The organism is Vibrio sp. 10N.286.51.C3, assembly GCF_003050065.1.
GTDB classification, from domain to species: Bacteria; Pseudomonadota; Gammaproteobacteria; order Enterobacterales; family Vibrionaceae; genus Vibrio; species Vibrio crassostreae.
Genome location: NZ_PIGC01000015.1, coordinates 103,195 through 121,696, shown reverse-complemented (window position 1 = coordinate 121,696; position 18,502 = coordinate 103,195). Strand labels below are relative to the sequence as shown.

At 43.7% G+C, this 18,502-nt stretch carries 10 protein-coding genes; 7 read left to right on the top strand and 3 right to left on the bottom strand.

The features are described from left to right. Nucleotides 1-39: 39 nt before the first annotated feature. From CWO27_RS16630 to CWO27_RS16620, 3 genes are read right to left on the bottom strand one after another with little or no spacing between them, the layout of a single operon-like run. A complete protein-coding gene (locus tag CWO27_RS16630; RefSeq protein ID WP_107899241.1) occupies nucleotides 40-2,697 on the bottom strand; it encodes an MlaD family protein in 2,658 nt (885 codons plus the stop codon). Then, on the bottom strand, nucleotides 2,684-3,967 hold the full coding sequence (locus CWO27_RS16625) for a paraquat-inducible protein A (protein ID WP_107899240.1): 1,284 nt from the start codon (nucleotides 3,965-3,967) through the stop codon (nucleotides 2,684-2,686). The genes CWO27_RS16630 and CWO27_RS16625 overlap by 14 nt, the downstream gene beginning before the upstream one ends. A 54-nt stretch (nucleotides 3,968-4,021) precedes the next feature. After that, nucleotides 4,022-5,818: an ABC transporter ATP-binding protein gene (locus tag CWO27_RS16620; RefSeq protein WP_102432715.1), complete on the bottom strand. Its 1,797-nt coding sequence runs from the start codon at nucleotides 5,816-5,818 to the stop codon at nucleotides 4,022-4,024. Between the two features lie 89 nt (nucleotides 5,819-5,907). On the opposite strand from CWO27_RS16620, the gene CWO27_RS16615 reads away from it, so the two are divergent. The 7 genes from CWO27_RS16615 (at nucleotide 5,908) to CWO27_RS16585 (ending at nucleotide 18,394) form a co-directional block, all read left to right on the top strand. After that, nucleotides 5,908-6,399, top strand: coding sequence for a GAF domain-containing protein (locus CWO27_RS16615; RefSeq protein WP_057622357.1), 492 nt, complete (start codon nucleotides 5,908-5,910; stop codon nucleotides 6,397-6,399). Between the two features lie 97 nt (nucleotides 6,400-6,496). Further along, nucleotides 6,497-7,120 (top strand): RNA chaperone ProQ, encoded by a 624-nt coding sequence (gene proQ, locus CWO27_RS16610; RefSeq protein ID WP_017057223.1) that lies wholly within the window; start codon nucleotides 6,497-6,499, stop codon nucleotides 7,118-7,120. Nucleotides 7,121-7,137: 17 nt separating this feature from the next. Continuing rightward, nucleotides 7,138-9,132, top strand: coding sequence for a carboxy terminal-processing peptidase (prc, locus tag CWO27_RS16605; protein ID WP_048660784.1), 1,995 nt, complete (start codon nucleotides 7,138-7,140; stop codon nucleotides 9,130-9,132). A 262-nt stretch (nucleotides 9,133-9,394) separates the two neighbouring features. After that, nucleotides 9,395-10,078: a hypothetical protein gene (locus tag CWO27_RS16600; RefSeq protein WP_048660785.1), complete on the top strand. Its 684-nt coding sequence runs from the start codon at nucleotides 9,395-9,397 to the stop codon at nucleotides 10,076-10,078. Nucleotides 10,079-10,295: 217 nt separating this feature from the next. Then, nucleotides 10,296-12,902 (top strand): aminopeptidase N, encoded by a 2,607-nt coding sequence (pepN, locus tag CWO27_RS16595; RefSeq protein WP_107899239.1) that lies wholly within the window; start codon nucleotides 10,296-10,298, stop codon nucleotides 12,900-12,902. A 203-nt stretch (nucleotides 12,903-13,105) separates the two neighbouring features. Continuing rightward, on the top strand, nucleotides 13,106-13,324 hold the full coding sequence (locus tag CWO27_RS16590; RefSeq protein ID WP_004733645.1) for a DUF2835 domain-containing protein: 219 nt from the start codon (nucleotides 13,106-13,108) through the stop codon (nucleotides 13,322-13,324). 228 nt (nucleotides 13,325-13,552) lie between these two features. After that, nucleotides 13,553-18,394, top strand: coding sequence for an NAD-glutamate dehydrogenase (locus CWO27_RS16585; RefSeq protein ID WP_102432711.1), 4,842 nt, complete (start codon nucleotides 13,553-13,555; stop codon nucleotides 18,392-18,394). Nucleotides 18,395-18,502 lie beyond the last annotated feature (108 nt).

Genomic DNA, 18,502 nt, shown 5'->3' with positions numbered 1-18,502 from the left:
TGATGAAGAATTAATCTTCCTGGAATGTCAGGGGATTCACTATGGGCGAGGAATCGCAGTTCTCCATGACTTCCACTCATCTTCGGCTTTAGGATAGAGGTAGAAAGACTGATCTTCGCTTGCCACTGGTTGAAGTTCATTCGTCGGTGGCGTTGAGAATGTAATACCACCTCGTAATAAACTGTCTACCGTTCCAGCTTTGATGTTTGCGCCTGACAGACCGATAGAGACATCGACGCCCGATACGTTCCAGAACACAGTGTTTGCGCGGATTAGGTAGGCATAGTCTGGCTCGATTTGAATTGTAGAGATGATACGGTCAGCAAACTCGCCTAGCTGAACATCGATAACACTGCCGATTTCTAGCTCACGGAATAGGATAGGTGTGCCTTCAGATACCGAGCCTCGCGTTTCGCTTTGTAGCTGGAATATCTTACCTTCAGGCTGCTCTGGTCCTTTGCTGAGCTTAAATTTCGTGTTTCTTTCGCCTTTGCCAGGATCTACATTTATGTGCTTAGAGAGCAGCGCAGAGACGTTTTTGATGCCGTTAAGGCCAATCTCAGGTTCAGCTAACCAGAAGTGACTGTTCGCCACGGCAATCTTGTCGACGTACTCTGGTAAAATACGCGCAGTAATTTCAATACCGCCCTTGTTGAAGTTCGGAATCACCAAAGTAACCTCACCAACAGTGACACCTTGATATTTGATCGCCATGCCCTTGCTGACTTCTTGATCGCCGGAAGAGGTGATGGTAATCGCGCGGCCAAATTTTCGAGCGGATTTCGAATCTTTATAAAGCTTCCACACATCGCCGAGTTTGTTGTCGATTCCCGGCAGAGAGTCAAAAGCAATACCGCCTTGGATAAGGGTTTTAACCGGTGCAGCTTTAATACTTATACCCGATAGCGACGCATCAACCTCAACGCCTGAACGGTTCCAGAAAACGGTATGTTTATTGAGTAAGTGCGTGTAACGATTTTCGATCGTGACCTTAATTCTTACGCCACCGTCTGCAAGCTGAAAATCAGAAATACTACCCACTTGTAGGTTGCGGTAGAGTAGTGGGCTGCCTTTAGAAATTGATGGCAGTTCACTCGCAAACAACGAAAGCGTCTTTGAACCAGACTGATTAAACTTGGCGATTTCTGCTAACGATTTACTTTGGAAAAGCTGGTAATTCGTTCTAGCCTCAGATTTTCCTTCACTCACAAAGCTAATTGAGCCAGTAAGAAGCTGCTTCGCCGGTGGGACCGTAACACTCAAGCCTGACTCGGTTAGCTCTGCCGTCGCACTGCCTGTCACAAAGAAACGGTTGTGGCTTTTGATAAGGTGCGCGTATTCATTATCGATAAGTGCATCCATGAACACTTCGTGCTTATCAGAGCCCGTCCCAACACCATCAACCAATCCCACATGGATGATAGAGCCAACAGCAATACCTTTGTAAAGAAGCTGTGTACCGACATCCAGCCCGAATGAATTGTTTGAGGTTAAGCGAATCGCGACCGACTTTTCTTGTTCCTGACTGAACTCGTTTTTACGGATCGCAGTAAATCGACGTGCTTTTTCACCTTCACCCGGTACCAAGGTTAAAAAGTTACCTGTCACTAAGTTGGCAATATTTTTCATGCCTGTAAGCGATAGTTCTGCTTCTTCTAGAACGAATTTACTGCCGCTATTCAAAAAGTCACTGAATGCCGGTTGGATAGCGGCAGATGCAACGACGTTTTCGCGACCTTCGCTTAACGATAAATCGGTAATTTGACCGATTTCGATGCCGCGATACATGATCGGAGCACCCGTTGCACTGATCTTGTTATCATCGGGAACGGCGATCTTGATAGAGATACCACGACCCGCTGTTTTCAAATCTGGGTAGAGCTTGAACTTGGTATTCATCTCAACCGGTTGGCCTTCTCCCGGAGAGTCGACCGCAATTGAACCGCCAAGCAATGCACTTAGGCTTTCTAAGCGAACATCAACACCAGAAAAACCAATACTTGCACCCAAACCACTGACATTCCAAAAGCGGCTTTGGTCGGTGATGATATGGCTGTATTCGTCTTTAATCGATGCTTGAATCGTAACGGATTTAGCGTTGTCGTTTAGTTGGTAGTTGTAAACCTCACCAATTGGAATTTTGCGGTAAACGATTTGAGAACCAACAGACACACCGCCTAGATCTTTGGTCGTCAGTGAAATATTCAAACCTTCAGAAGCCAGTAAGTCGGAAGGGGATGATTCTAAGGCTTGGAAAACGGTTTCTGGGTCTTCTTTGGTTTCGCTCGGGTGTATAGCAATATAGTTACCTGAAACAAGAGCGTCTAACCCTGAGATACCCGACAAACTTGCCGTTGGCTTCACAAGCCAAAAACGAGTGCCTTTTGAGAGAAGCTTCTTCGCTTCTGGGTAGATGTCAGCATCAACGTAGATGCTCGATAAATCTTTGGACAAGGTGATGTCACGCACCATACCCACCTCTAAGCCTTGGTAACGAATCGTTGTTCGACCTGCGACTAAACCTGCGGCATCTGAGAAGTATATCTGCACACGTTGCCCAGCATCGTGTATCGATTTCATGACCAACCAACCGGCTAATGCAACGGTTAATATCGGTAGAATCCACAAAGGTGAGATGCCTTTGTTTTTCCTTACTTCTGGTGAATATGACGTTTGTGATTGGTTATCGTTGTTCATTCACTGACTCATCTTTAGAGGTATAGTTATCCCAAATTAGCCTAGGATCTAAGCTTTCCGCTGCCAGCATCGTGAGAACAACTACGACGCCAAAAGCGACTGCACCATAACCTGGTGTAAAGTTTAAAATCTGTCCACGGTCGACCAAGGTCATCATGATCGAAATAACGAACAGGTCCATCACCGACCATTTCCCCACCCATTTCACAATGAAATAGATGGTCATGCGTTGTCTGTGGTAAACGGCGCGCTTCATCTTGATACAGATTAAGATGTACGCGAGGCCGAGTATTTTCGCGACGGGCACTACGATACTGGCAATGAAAATGATCGCTGCAATGCCGTACATATCGCTATTTATCAGCGACGCGACACCAGAAATTATGGTGTCTTCTAGCCTTTGTCCGTTTGTTATAAGGATAGAAATCGGAATAACGTTGGCTGGCACAATAGCCACTGATGCGGCAAACAGCAGAGCCCATGTCTTCTGTATAGAGTAGGGCTTGCGGTGGTATAAGTCATGGTGACAACGCACGCAAGTATGTCCATCCGGTTGAGATAGGTGGCAGTTGTGACAGTGTATGTTCTTACTTTCAGCAAAAGAGTAGTCCGATTCTTTTGCCCAAGCTTCCCAGTAGCGACGCACACTGATACGGCTTACCAATAATACGCTGAAAAGTTGCAGAAGAATCAAGCCAACCAATCCTGGGCCTACAAAAATATCTGAGTAATCTTTCAGTTTGAAACATGAGACCGCCAAACTTACCAGAAACACATCCAACATCATCCAATGTTTGAGGGTCTGAATAATGGCTAATGCATAGCGAAAGGGTGTGAAGATCTTAAAACGCAGTGATACATGGGTGATGAGCACCGAGCTACATACAAGCAACGGAGCGATCGAACTGCAGAACAGAATCAGCAAACCAAGCAAAGGGAAACCTTCGCCCATTAAGGTAAAGACGCCGGATGGTAAAGTCGCGGGTATCATGACACCAATCAAGCGAATACTGATGAATTCGAAAAAGTGCGATGGGATAAATAGCAATAAACAAGTGACAGCGATTGCTAGGTTTCCAGACAGGCTAGGGGTGCCGCCTCTATAAAGCTGAGTGCCACACCTTGGGCAGTAAGCGGATTTCCCTAAAGGGATGTCCATTTTATCAACGGGGAGTTCGCAGCCCTGACAAAGGCGCACTGAGCTACTATCGCATTGATGCTGAGTTGATAAAGGGTTGGTGGGGAATGGGGAGGTCACGCGACCTCCCAAGTTGAAACGTCAGTTAGGCTCGATGCCCGACTTAAATGCTTAGGACTACAAACATCAGGCGTGCGATTGCACACTGCCGTAGAGTGTTTGATAAAGTCCTTGTTGTTCAACCAATTCACCATGTGTTCCCGTTTGTGTGACTTGCCCATCTTCTAAAACATAGATTAGATCGGCTTGTTTCACCGCTGATAATCGATGAGCCACTATCAAAGTTGTGCGATCTTTCAAAAACTCGCTCAACGCTTTATGCAGTGCTGACTCTGTTGCTGTATCGAGTGCAGATGTCGCTTCATCAAGAATAACAAACTTAGGATTGCTCAGCACCATACGAGCTATTGCTAAGCGTTGTCGTTGACCGCCAGACAGTCGGACGCCATTCCTACCAATCTGTGTATCTAAGCCATTGCTGAGTTGCTTGATGACATCTTGCATTTGAGAGACTTCAAGCGCACGCCACAACGACATTTCATCGTATTCAGCACCAAGGGTCAGATTATGCCTCAATGTATCGTTAAAGAGTATAGGTTGTTGTAAAACAACGGCAATTTGATTACGTATTACATCAAAGCTGATGTCGTCGGTTGTTTCACCGTTATAGCGAATGCAACCTGAGTCCGCTTGGTAAACCCCAATTAGCAACTGGATTAAGGTAGATTTACCACCACCACTCGCACCCACCAAAGCGACTTTCTTACCTGCAGGGATGTGTAGTGATAGCCTATTTAAAACAGTGTTTTCTAATGTGTAAGAGAATGTAACGTCTTCGATGTCGACTGTCACTTCTTGATCTTCATAAAACGGGTTTACTTTGCTAATCGGGCGCTTCTCTTCTTCTAATTGAAGTAGATCGTTGATGCGTTGCAGTGCCGCTTTTGCACTATACCAAGAGAATTGAATCCCTAGCAGCTCTTGAACCGGGCCCAACATGAACCATAAGTAACCAAATACCGCAAAAATCTGACCAATGGTTAAGTCACTGAATAGAACCATTAGCATAGCGACAGCGCGGAAAAGCTCGAAACCTAACAAGAAGAGGAGAAACGAAACGCGGCCAGCAGCTTCAGATTGCCAAGCGTATTTGTCGGCATCGATTCTTACTTGGTTTGCTTGAATCTTAAGCTCATCGAGAAAAATGCGTTCTTTATTCGCTGCACGCAGCTGATAAATACCATCTAAGGTTTCCACCAAGCGATTCTGAAAACGTTCGAAAGATTGGTTCTCGTACTTTTTAAGGTGCTTAACCTTGCTGCCTAGTTTACGAGAGAAATAAATAACAACAGGATTGACCAGTAGAATGAACAACCCTAAACGCCATTCTAACCATAACAACACGATCGCGGTGCCGAACACAGTTAAGAAGCTGATGAGGAACTTAGAGAGCGTTGAGCCAATGAACTTATCGATTGTCTCTATGTCTGTTATTAGGTGAGCATTAATGCCGCCGCTGCCTTTGGTCTCGTATTGTCGAATACTAATACGGCCAAGTTTATCTATCATCTTGCTACGCATTTGATAGGTAATTGTTTTGGAGACGAGCGTGAATTGACGCCCTTGTAGAATGTTCAACGCTTGGCTAACGGTACGCATGATAATGACTAACAGTAAAGTCAGTGCAATATAGCCAGTGGGTGTCTGCAACGATGTTGGAAGTAGGTGGTTCATCATATCTAAGCCAGAAGCCGGCTTATCAAGTAATACTTCATCAACCATTAATGGCATGAGCAACGGGATAGGGACACTGATGAGAGTTGCAAGTATGGCAATAATGTTAGCAAACAGTAATTTGGACTTGTGTTTTTTTACTTGAGTTATTAACCAAGAACGGCTAATAGTGTCTTCTGAATCGTTCATTGTAATGAGAATAAGTCCTATTTAGTTTGATGGTCGCATTCTACTGCGTTCTCTTGATAATGGAAGTCTCAATTTAATTGGAAGTTAATATGAAAATAGAACATTACCAACGCTTAACCAAACAAGCCGTTGCATTAATTGAATCAGAAATCGATCTAACTGCTAATCTTGCTAACATCAGTTCATTATTATTCATGGAATTGGATGACTTGAATTGGGCGGGTTTCTATTTAATGAAGCAGGATCAAGCTAAGGAAAAAGACGAACTTGTACTGGGTCCTTTCCAAGGTCAACCTGCTTGTGTGCGAATTCCGGTAGGGCGTGGAGTGTGTGGAACTGCGGTTGCGACGAATACCGTTCAGCGTATTCATGATGTTCATGAGTTCGAAGGTCATATCGCTTGTGACGCTGCAAGTAACTCTGAAATCGTAATTCCGTTCTCTATTGGTGGAAAAATAGCGGGTGTTCTTGATATCGATAGCCCAAATGTTGGCCGTTTTTCTCAAATTGACGAGGACGGATTGACATTTTTCATGGCAGAAGTGGAAAAGCTGCTTAATTCGCACGCGAACAAGGCATAAATTATTCTCTTACTGTGGTTTTTCCCAAGCATCTCTCTATAATACGTAAAAATATTTTCTTAATGCTCGCGGAAAACCGCAAAAACCAGGAACCCACATGGAAAACACTGAAAAGTTAAAAAACAGCAAAGAAGTTATCGCATATATTGCTGAATGTTTCCCTAAATGCTTTACTCTAGAAGGTGAAGCGAAGCCACTTAAAATTGGTATTTTTCAAGATCTTGCTGAACGTCTTAATGAAGATGAAAAAGTAAGTAAGACTCAGCTTCGTGCAGCGTTAAGACAGTACACATCATCATGGCGTTACCTGCACGGCGTAAAAGCTGGCGCAGAACGTGTTGACTTAGACGGCAACGCGTGTGGCACTCTAGAAGAAGAGCACGTTGAACACGCTAAAGCTACACTTGCAGAAAGCAAAGCGAAAGTTCAGGCTCGTCGTAAAGAACAAGCACAAAAAGCTCGTGAAGAAGGCAAAGCGAAACCTAAGGCGAAGAAAGCTCAACAGCCTCGTCGTCAAGCGCCTAAAGCACCAAAAGTAGAAAAGCCTGTAGAAACACGCGCTTTGAACGCTGACGAATTCATCGCTGGCAAAGAAGTAAATGTGAACATGGGTAAAGGAAACATGGCTGCGACCATTGTTGAAATCAATAAGGAAGATGTGCGTGTTCAGTTAGCAAACGGCCTACAAATGGTTGTTAAAGCGGAGCACTTGCGCGCTTAAAGGAGATACTCCTACGCATGAAATGCCGTTCAAAATTGACACTGATTGCTGCTAGCTTTTGGCTAGCAGCTTCAGCTCAGGCTCTCGAAGCCAAATTAGATCAGGACGATTTACCTCTACTCGCTCCTGAGGTCCAACACGAAACTGCTAGTAAACGTGTTACTTCTCGATTTACTCGTTCTCACTATAAACACTTCAATCTCAACGATGATTTCTCTCAAGCTATCTTTAATCGTTACTTAGAGATGCTGGATTATAATCGTAATATCTTCACTCAAGCTGATATTGACTCTTTCGCTGCGTCATCTACACAAATTGATGATCAACTGAAAGCGGGTAATAACCAGATTGCATTCGATGTTTATAATTTGTCTATGCAGAAGCGTTTTGAACGTTTTCAATATGCATTGTCTTTGCTAGATACAGAGATTAAGTTTGATACCGATGAAAGTATTGAGCTAAATCGTAGCGAAGCGGAATGGCCAAAAGATATCGCTGAAGTGAATGAGCTTTGGAGAAAACGCGTTAAATACGATGCGTTGAATCTAAAACTTACTGGTAAAGAGTGGCCAGAGATTCAAGAAGTTTTGGAAAAGCGTTACAACAATGCGATGAAGCGTATTACGCAATCGCACAACGAAGATGCTTTCCAAATCTACATGAACGCATTCGCGCGAGAAGTTGATCCGCACACCAGTTACCTTTCTCCAAGAAATGCAGAGCAATTCCAATCCGAGATGAATCTATCTCTAGAAGGTATTGGTGCTGTACTTCAGATGACAGACGACTACACCGTTATTCGATCTTTAGTTGCTGGTGGCCCTGCGTCAAATAGCAAACAATTGAGCGATGGCGACCGTATTGTTGGAGTTGGTCAAGATGGTGAAGAGATTGTTGATGTTATCGGCTGGCGTTTAGACGATGTAGTGCAATTAATTAAAGGACCGAAAGGGACTAAAGTTAAGCTACAGATCTTGCCAGACGGTAAAGATGCAAAAAGTCACGTTGTCACAATTGTACGCGATAAGATTCGTTTAGAAGACCGCGCTGTTAAGTCAGAAGTTATCGAGAAAGATGGCAAGAAGATTGGCGTACTAGAAGTACCAAGTTTCTATGTTGGCCTTTCTAAAGATACCGATAAACTGATCACCGAGCTTAAAGAGCAAGGTGTTGAAGGTATTATTGTTGACCTTCGAAACAATGGTGGTGGTGCACTGACTGAAGCAACCGAACTCTCTGGTTTGTTTATCAAAGAGGGACCTGTTGTTCAGGTTCGTGATAGCTACGGTCGTGTTAAAGTGAACAGTGATACCGATGGCCAAATCAGTTACCAAGGTCCGTTAACGGTATTGGTGAATCGCTATAGTGCTTCAGCATCTGAAATCTTTGCAGCAGCGATGCAAGATTACGGTCGTGCAATTATCTTGGGTGAAAACTCTTTCGGTAAAGGTACGGTGCAACAGCATCGCTCTTTGAATCATATTTATGATTTGTTCGATAAAGAGTTGGGTTACGTTCAATACACAATCCAGAAATTCTACCGAATCAATGGTGGTAGTACGCAAAACAAGGGCGTAGTGCCTGATATTGCTTACCCAACGCCAATTGATCCTGCCGATACTGGTGAAAGTGTTGAAGACAATGCTCTTCCTTGGGACAGCATCGACAAAGCGAAGTACTCAGTGTTACAGCGTAACGATGAGCAAATCGCAGCGTTGACGGCTAAACACCAAGCTCGTATCGCAACAGACATGGAATTTGGCTTTATCGCGCAAGATATTGAAAAATATAAGGCAGATAAAGACGACAACGACCTTTCTCTTAATGAAAAGGTTCGTCAACAAGAGAGTGATGATGCGGATGCGCTTCGTCTAGAGCGTATTAACCAACGTCAAAAAGCTGCTAAATTAGAGGCATTTAAAACGTTGGATGATATTCCAAAAGACTACGAAGCCCCGGATGCTTATCTTGATGAATCAGTTGCTATCATGCTGGATATGATCAAGAAATAAACAGAATGCCTGTTAAAAGACGTACTATTTTAAAAAGCGAGCTTAGGCTCGCTTTTTTTGTGTCTATGATTTGACAGGAATATCTGATTGTAACCGTTGAGATTGTCGTAAAGAACACGCAATATTAAGGGGCATTTAGCTCTGTTTTTCGTTGAATAATGACATTTAAGTTACTTCGCACTTAAAATTTAGTGACTTGGATCATATTTTTTCGCTTTCTAATCATTACGAGCCTAAGCTTAAAGAAAACGAGGGGGCGCGTATGAAATGGATTCTACTAATTTTATCTTGTTTAAGTTTTGTTGCTTTTGGGAGCGAGGTTGCTTCGAACAGTCAACAATCAAAAAGTGATAGTAATCTATCTCATTTTGACCTTCCTCTGTTGCTTGGCGATTGGTATTTGATGAATCCAGATCCTGAGCAAGGTACTGAAAACTTTAGAGCAATCAAACTCACTCTCGATTCAAATTACTCATTCACTATCGATATCCAAAAGAAAGACTATAGTGTTGATCATTGGGAAGGTTTGTATAACGCCAATGAAGATACGATTATTTTGGGTTTGAATACTTCTGAGCCCCAAGTTTACGCGTACAGCAGCAATCATAATATGCTGAATCTTAATGGTGTTATGTTCACCAAAGCCTTGCCCAACGCTCTGGCTGGAATATGGTCAAGCGCCGAACTGTCTGGAAGCGATTTGCGTGCGAGTAACATTCAAAAAATGGATTTAGTGCTTCAACCTGATTTTATTTTCATGTTTCGAGTATCAGATGAAGAAGGCGGTGAAGTCATTCGTCGCGGTGTGTATTACACCGAAGGCGACCAGCTAGTGTTACTTTATGAGAACGGTGAACACGGTACTCGATATACACTGAACAGTGATGTGTTGACGCTGCAAGGTGAAGAGGGAGACATGTTCGCAGTGCTTAATCGCATACGTTAAGTACGAGTTTTATCCATAACATCGGCTCGTTGAAAATATGGTACACAGTTCATTTCTTAGCCTTTCCTTTCTGATTTGATTGATAAAATAGCAAAACATGGAGGCATTTTCTTACAATGCCTCCTTTTTTTAATATTCCTCTTGTGTTCTTGGCGTTCAACCTTTAGATATATACAGTTAACAAATGATTACGTATAACGATCAAAAGGAACCCGTCATGGCACATACACCTCAAGCCAAGTATCGTAAAGATTATCAATCACCATCTCACACTATTTCTGATATCGATCTTACTTTCGATTTATACGATTCAGCATCCATTGTTACGGCTATTTCTAGTGTTAAGCAGGAGAAAGACAGCGCGACATTAGTACTTGATGGTGAAGGCTTGAAGTTGGTTTCTGTTTTGGTTGAAGGCAACGAATGGACTCAGTACGAGCAGTCTGAAACTCAACTGACGCTGAATGACCTTCCAAAAGAATTTACTCTAACCATCGTTACTGAAGTTAACCCTGAAGGGAATAGTGCACTTGAAGGCTTGTATAAGTCGGGTGGTGCGTTCTGTACTCAGTGTGAAGCCGAAGGTTTCCGTCGTATTACTTATTACATGGATCGCCCAGATGTGTTGGCGAAATTCACCACCACAGTAATCGCAGACAAAGCAGAAAACCCATTCTTATTAAGCAATGGTAACCGTGTAGATGAAGGCGAAGCTGAAAACGGTCGTCATTGGGTGAAGTGGCAAGACCCACATCCCAAGCCGGCATACCTATTTGCTTTAGTTGCGGGTGACTTCGATGTACTTCGTGACGCATACACTACACAATCGGGTCGCAAAGTTGACCTAGAAATCTTTGTTGATAAAGGCAATCTAGACCGTGCAAACCACGCGATGGTTTCTTTGATTAACTCAATGAAGTGGGACGAAGAGCGTTTCAATCTTGAATACGACTTAGACATATACATGATCGTAGCCGTTGATTTCTTCAACATGGGTGCGATGGAAAACAAAGGCCTGAACGTATTTAACTCTAAGTTTGTTCTAGCAAACGACCAAACTGCAACGGATACAGATTACCTTGGTATTGAAGCAGTAATCGGTCATGAATATTTCCATAACTGGACCGGCAACCGAGTGACTTGTCGCGACTGGTTTCAGCTGAGCTTGAAAGAAGGCCTAACGGTATTCCGCGATCAGGAGTTCTCGTCTGATCTTGGCTCTCGCGCAGTAAACCGAATCAGCAACGTTCGTATGATTCGCGGGCCACAATTCGCTGAAGACGCAAGCCCAATGTCACACCCAATTCGTCCTGAAAAAGTGATAGAAATGAATAACTTCTACACATTGACTGTTTACGAAAAGGGCAGCGAAGTGATCCGAATGATCCACACATTGTTGGGTGAAGACGGTTTCCAAAAAGGCATGAAGCTTTACTTTGAACGTCATGATGGCACGGCTGCAACATGTGAAGACTTCGTCGCGGCAATGGAAGATGCATCTGGCGTTGACCTATCTCAGTTCCGCTTATGGTACAGCCAGTCTGGTACGCCGACGCTGTCTGTTGAAAGTTATTACGATGCAGAAAACAAACAATACACGTTAACAACTCGCCAAGTAACGGCACCAACGCATGAGCAAACTGAAAAGCAGGCTTTGCATATCCCTCTGGATATCGAGCTGTACACGGCTTCAGGTGATGTTGTTGAGTTACAATGTAACGGAAATCCAGTTCATAACGTATTAGATGTCAAAGAAGCGGAACAAACCTTCGTGTTTGAAAATGTTTCTGAACAACCAATCCCATCACTACTTCGTGAATTCTCTGCGCCAGTGAAATTGGAGTACGACTATTCAGATGAAGAGCTTATCTTCTTGATGGTGAATGCGCGTAATGAGTTCTCTCGTTGGGATGCAGGTCAAATGCTATTGGCGAAGTACATTCGCAGCAACGTTGAGAAGGTTCAACAGGGTCAAGCATTTGAGCTTTCTGATTCTGTTGTTGATGCATTCCGTGGCGTACTGCTGAGTGATTCACTAGAGCCTGCGTTTATCGCAGAAATGCTTTCACTGCCAAGCCATAATGAAGTATCAGGTTGGTACGAGCGTGTTGATATTGATGCGGTCGCATCTGTTCTTAACTCAATGAAAGTAACATTAGCCGCTGAACTTGAAGACGAGTTAGCTGCGGTTTATCACAGCAATGCTCTCACTGAATACACAATCGATCACGATTCGATTGGTAAGCGCACTTTACGTAAAGTTTGCCTAAGTTACTTAGCGCACACAGAACAGGGTAACGATTTGGTTGTTGCAATGTACCAACAAGCAAACAACATGACCGATACAATGGCAGCAATGGGTGCGGCAAACAGTGCGCAACTACCATGTCGTGAAACCTTGATGGCGGATTACAGCGACAAGTGGAAACACGATGGTCTGGTTATGGATAAGTGGTTTGCTCTACAAGGTACAAACCCAAGTTCCAATGCTCTTGAAGTGATCAAAGCATCGATGTCACATCAAGCGTTTAGTTTGAAGAACCCGAATCGAATTCGTAACTTGGTTGGTTCATTATTAAACATGAACCCGGTACAGTTCCATGACAAGTCAGGTCAGGGCTATGAGTTTGCTGGCGAGATCTTGCGTGAGCTTAACAGCAGTAACCCGCAAGTTGCTTCACGTCTGATTGACCCGCTTCTTAAATTCCGTAAGTACGATGATGAACGCCAAGCTCTGATCAAGAAAGAACTTGAGACTTTAAAGGGGATGGACAACCTAGCTAAAGACTTATTTGAGAAAGTAACGAAGGCACTAGAAGCTTAAGTTAAACGTTCTCAAGTAACGGTTTACTTAAATCTGTTTACTTATCAAGAAAAGTCGTCAGTGGTAGAGAATATCTGCCACTGATTTTTTGTTTCTGGTTCATCGAATTTTCGATAAGCTAGAGCAGTTTCAAGCTAGGTTTCACAGTCAGACATCGTCAAGTGCCAAAAAATACTGGCACTGTATATTTATACAGGTATTGTATGAATCGCTATATTTTCCAACTTAACATCTCATATCAGCAGTTTTTAGCCAGCTATTCTGGTGCGGCAAGTAAAGTTCAAGTGATAACAACAACAGGTTTACGTTTACAGTTACCTGCAACTCGATTCAGACCATTTCTTACACAAATAGGGGTTAGAGGGCAGTTTAGGCTGACAACTGACCAAAAAAATAAGTTTATTAAGTTGGAAGCTCTGTAAACCTTGGCGTGCCTAGTGAGTTAAAAGGAATCTTAATCACATAATCAAACATTTCACCTCTTACCACCTCCAAAACAATTAACTATTTTTCAATAATGCTTTTACAATAAATGAATGCATTACCTCTGCTTAACTCGTTAGTAGAAAAGCGCTCAGCGGCACGTTTCAAACACTAGCTTAAGTGATCCCCCTAATAATAAAATATAATTCTAATTGTGGAGTGTGACTATGACCGCACGTGAAACTGTGGTTCCAGTTTTACTTGAAAAAGTTTACAAGCTGATTCAAGACAAACTTGACCTTGCTCATCGACCTCTCGTAACTCAACTTGCTCAACACTTGTTTAGTAACGTTTCTCACGACGATCTAACTCAGAGAAACGAATCCGATTTATATGGTGCTGTAGTTAGCTTATGGCATCACATCAATGAAAAGAAAGCCGACGAAATCTCTGTACGCGTTTTCAACCCGACGGTAAGTCGTCAAGGTTGGCAGTCTACTCATACTATCGTTGAGATAGTCGTTCCAGACAGCCCATTCCTTGTTGATTCCGTAAAAATGGCATTGACTCGCCTAGACCTTTCTTCTCACCTTATGCTTCATAACCCAACACAAATCTCTCGCTCAGATAAGGGCAGTGTTGTCGGTGTAAGCAATAACGAAGGTGCATTCCAATCGCTTTTCCATATTGAGGTTGACCGTCTTAGCAGTAAAGCTGAAATGACAGCGCTTAAAACGGAGCTACTGGATATCTTTACCGATACTAGCTTAGTTGTGAACGATTGGTTGAAGATGGTAGAACGACTTGAAGAAGTAACCAATCAAGTAGAAAAGCAGAAAGAGAGCATTCCTGTAGATGGCCAACGTTTTGATGAAACGTTGGCGTTTCTTCGTTGGTTAGGTGAACACAACTTTACATTCATGGGTTATAAGGAATATGACCTAGTTTCAGTTAACGGCGACACTGAACTGCAACCGACCAAGGAGCAAGGTCTTGGTTTGTTTGCGAACTCAGATCGTGTACGTAACGTTAAGTTATCTGAGTTTTCTGATTCGGCACGCCTTGAAGCGAAAAAGCCTTATGTACTTATCGTAACCAAGGGCAACACGGCTTCACGCATTCACCGCCCAGCTTACAACGATTACATTGGTATTAAGAAGTTCGATAAGAACGGTAAGGTCATTGGTGAGCACCGCTTTACTGGCCTTTACACATCTGCCGTTTATAACCAAACCGTTGAAACGATTCCTCTTGTTCGCGAGAAAGTAGAACGTATTTTGGATGCGAGTGGTTACCGTGAAGGTTCATACTCTTACAAAGCGCTGCACAACATTCTTGAAAACTACCCACGTGATGAACTGCTGCAAGCTCGAGAAGAAGAGCTACTAGAAGTCGGTACGGGCGTAGTACAAATGCAAGATCGCGATCTTCTGCGATTGTTTGTTCGCAAAGACCCGTTTGGTCGTTTCTTTAGCTGCATGGTTTACGTAACAAAAGATCGTTACAACACTGAGCTTCGTCGCCAAACACAGCGCATCTTGAAACAGTACTTTGGTTGTGAAGAAGAGGTTGAATTTACAACGTACTTCTCTGAAAGCCCGCTAGCAAGAACGCACTATATTGTTCGTGTTGATAACAACAACATGGATGTGGACGTGAAAACAATTGAGCAAAATTTAATGGAAGTATCGTCTACGTGGGATGACCGTCTGTCTGAATCAATCATTGCAAACTTCGGTGAGAGCAAAGGTCTTCCATTGTCGAAAGAGTACATGCGTGCATTCCCACGTTCGTACAAAGAAGACATGATGCCAGGTTCTGCAGTTGCGGATATTGAACGTTTAGAAGCACTAAGTGAAGACAACAAATTGGGTATGCTTTTCTACCGTCCTCAAGAAGAGGCGGCAGATTCAAAAGCAGTTCGTTTGAAGTTGTTCTACCACAGCGATGAGCCAATTCACCTTTCTGATGTTATGCCAATGCTTGAAAACTTTGGCCTACGCGTTATTGGTGAATCACCTTATGAAGTGCGTAAAACTAATGGTGTGACATATTGGATCCTTGATTTCTCGATGTTGCACAAGAGCGATAAGACTATCGATCTTCGCGAAGCGCGCGATCTTTTCCAACAAGCGTTCGCAGCAATTTGGGCGGGTGAGTTAGACAGCGATGGTTTCAACCGTTTGGTACTTGGCGCTGGTCTTTCTGGCCGTGAAATCTCAATTTTACGTGCTTATGCTCGTTACATGCGTCAAGTGGGTTTCCCATTCAGCCAACAATACATTGAAGACACATTGTCTCATTACCCAGAGTTAGCAAAAGGGCTAGTGAGCTTATTCGGCAAGCGTTTCGATCCTAAACTGAAGGGCAGCGTGAAAGGCCAACAAGATCTTATTAAGAAGATCACTGAACAGTTGGATCATGTAGAGAGCTTGGATGATGATCGTATCATTCGTCGCTACATGGAAATGATCACTGCAACGCTTCGTACTAACTACTACCAAGTAGATGAGAACAAGCAGTCTAAACCTTGGTTGGCTCTGAAAATGAGACCAAGCGAGATTCCAGATATCCCTGCGCCGGTTCCTGCGTTTGAAATCTTCGTTTACGCACCAGATATTGAGGGTGTTCATCTACGTGGCGGTAAAGTAGCACGTGGTGGTTTACGTTGGTCAGACCGTCAAGAGGACTTCCGTACTGAGATTCTAGGTCTAGTTAAAGCGCAACAAGTTAAGAACACGGTTATCGTTCCGGTTGGTGCTAAAGGTGGTTTTGTTTGTAAGCGTCAACACACTATGTCTGGCCGAGATGAGATCTTTGCTGAAGGTCAACGTTGTTACAAGCGCTTCATCCGTGCCTTACTAGACGTATCAGACAACATCATTGAAGGTGAGGTTATCCCACCTAAGAGTGTTGTTCGTCACGATGAAGATGACCCGTACTTGGTTGTAGCTGCCGATAAAGGTACCGCGACATTCTCAGATCTAGCGAACTCGGTAGCTGAAGAGTACAACTTCTGGTTAGGTGACGCGTTTGCCTCTGGTGGTTCTAACGGTTACGACCATAAAGCTATGGGTATCACGGCGAAAGGTGGTTGGGAATCTGTTAAACGTCACTTCCGTGAAATGGGCATCAACTGTCAAAGCACAGACTTCACTGCAATTGGTGTAGGTGATATGGCGGGCGACGTATTTGGTAACGGTATGCTGCTATCTAAGCATATTCGCTTACAAGCTGCGTTTAACCACATGCATATCTTCATTGACCCGAATCCAGAGTCGGCATCAAGCTGGGTAGAGCGTGACCGTCTGTTTAATCTGCCTCGTTCAAGCTGGGAAGATTACAATAAAGACCTGATTTCTCAAGGTGGTGGCATCTTCTCTCGTCGAGCGAAGTCTATTTCCCTAACACCTGAAATTCAGAAAATGCTGGGTACCAAGAAAGCTTCTATGGCACCAAACGACTTGATCAAAGCGATCTTGTCTATGCAGGTTGATCTACTTTGGAATGGCGGTATTGGTACTTACGTTAAGTCTTCTAGCGAGACTCATACTGATGTGGGTGACCGTGCAAATGACGTGCTACGTATTGATGGCCGTGACCTAAAAGCTAAGGTTGTTGGTGAAGGCGGTAACTTGGGTATGACTCAATTGGGTCGTATTGAATACGCTCTAACGGGCGGTCGAGTGAATACTGACTTTGTTGATAACGTTGGTGGTGTAGATTGCTCGGATAACGAAGTTAACATTAAGATCTTCTTGAATGGCTTAGTGTCTAATGGTGATCTAACCGTTAAGCAACGTAACCAAGTGCTTGAGTCAATGGAAGATGAAGTTGGTGAAATCGTACTAGATGATGCGTACTGCCAAGCTGAGTCCATCTCTGTGACTGAGCATCAAGGTGTTGGCTTAGTGAAAGAGCAAATCCGCTTCATCCACACAATGGAAAAAGCAGGGTATTTAGACCGTGGTTTGGAATACATCCCAGATGACGAAACGCTGTTAGAGCGTGAGAAGCAAGGCCAAGCACTAACAAGACCTGAGCTATCAGTATTGATCGCTTACGGTAAAATGGTTCTAAAAGAAGATCTTGTAAGTGATGATATTGCGAATGATGAGTTCCATGCTCAACAACTGATGCAATACTTCCCAACGGAGTTACGCCGTAACTACTCCCAGCACATGGATAACCATCCACTACGTGCCGAGATCATTGCAACTGCGCTTGCTAACCAAATGGTTAACGAGATGGGCTGTAACTTTGTGACTCGTTTGCAAGAAGAGACGGGCGCGAACATTGTTGATATTGCGAATGCTTACGCGGCATCACGTGAAATCTACGGTCTAGGTAAGGTACTAAAGAGCATCCGTGAACTGGACAACATCTCAAGTTCTGAAGCTCAATACGAATTGCTTTACCATGTGCGTCGTACGCTTCGTCGCCTAGCACGCTGGTTGCTAAGAAACCGTACGGGTAAACAGTCAGTGAACGCATTGATTGAGCTTTACCAAGGTGATGTGGCTGCGATTACTGAAAAACTGGACGAAAACCTAGTCGCATCAGAAGTAGAAGAGCATCAAGCAATGGCTCAACTATGGATTGATCAAGGTGTAAATGCTGAGCTGGCTAATTCAGTGGCTCGTTTGTCTAGCCTGTACTCAGCACTGGATATATCCACAGTGGCTCGTGAAACAGGTAAAACAGTCCAACAAGCGTCTAAGCTTTACTTCAACCTTGGCGACCGTTTGTCACTGCATTGGTTCTTGAAGCAAATCAATGGCCAAGCTGTAGACAACAACTGGCAAGCGCTGGCACGTGCTGCATTCAGAGAAGATCTGGATTGGCAACAACGTCAGCTAACTGGCCAAGTACTTAACTGTGGCTGTGCTTCAGACATCGATGTGATTAAAGCGCTTGATGACTGGATGGAAAGTAACTCTGTTTCTCTGCATCGTTGGGAGAGCATCTTGAACGAATTCAAAGTGGGTTCTGTTCATGAGTTTGCTAAGTTCTCAGTGGCGTTACGTGAATTGATGTTGTTGAATCTAAACTGCATGTCGAAAGACTAGTCACTAGATAAAACGAAAAATATAAGGGCAGGCCACAAGGTCTGCCTTTTTCGTTTCGGTAAAGTGGGATCAATAGAACTAACGATTTTTGAAGGACCAACCTCGACG

Coding starts and splice junctions, on each gene's coding strand:
- CWO27_RS16630 (WP_107899241.1), bottom strand. CDS start 2,697: ATGAACAACGATAACCAATCACAAACGTCATATTCACCAGAAGTAAGG.
- prc (WP_048660784.1), top strand. CDS start 7,138: ATGAAATGCCGTTCAAAATTGACACTGATTGCTGCTAGCTTTTGGCTA.
- CWO27_RS16620 (WP_102432715.1), bottom strand. CDS start 5,818: ATGAACGATTCAGAAGACACTATTAGCCGTTCTTGGTTAATAACTCAA.
- pepN (WP_107899239.1), top strand. CDS start 10,296: ATGGCACATACACCTCAAGCCAAGTATCGTAAAGATTATCAATCACCA.
- CWO27_RS16600 (WP_048660785.1), top strand. CDS start 9,395: ATGAAATGGATTCTACTAATTTTATCTTGTTTAAGTTTTGTTGCTTTT.
- proQ (WP_017057223.1), top strand. CDS start 6,497: ATGGAAAACACTGAAAAGTTAAAAAACAGCAAAGAAGTTATCGCATAT.
- CWO27_RS16590 (WP_004733645.1), top strand. CDS start 13,106: ATGAATCGCTATATTTTCCAACTTAACATCTCATATCAGCAGTTTTTA.
- CWO27_RS16615 (WP_057622357.1), top strand. CDS start 5,908: ATGAAAATAGAACATTACCAACGCTTAACCAAACAAGCCGTTGCATTA.
- CWO27_RS16585 (WP_102432711.1), top strand. CDS start 13,553: ATGACCGCACGTGAAACTGTGGTTCCAGTTTTACTTGAAAAAGTTTAC.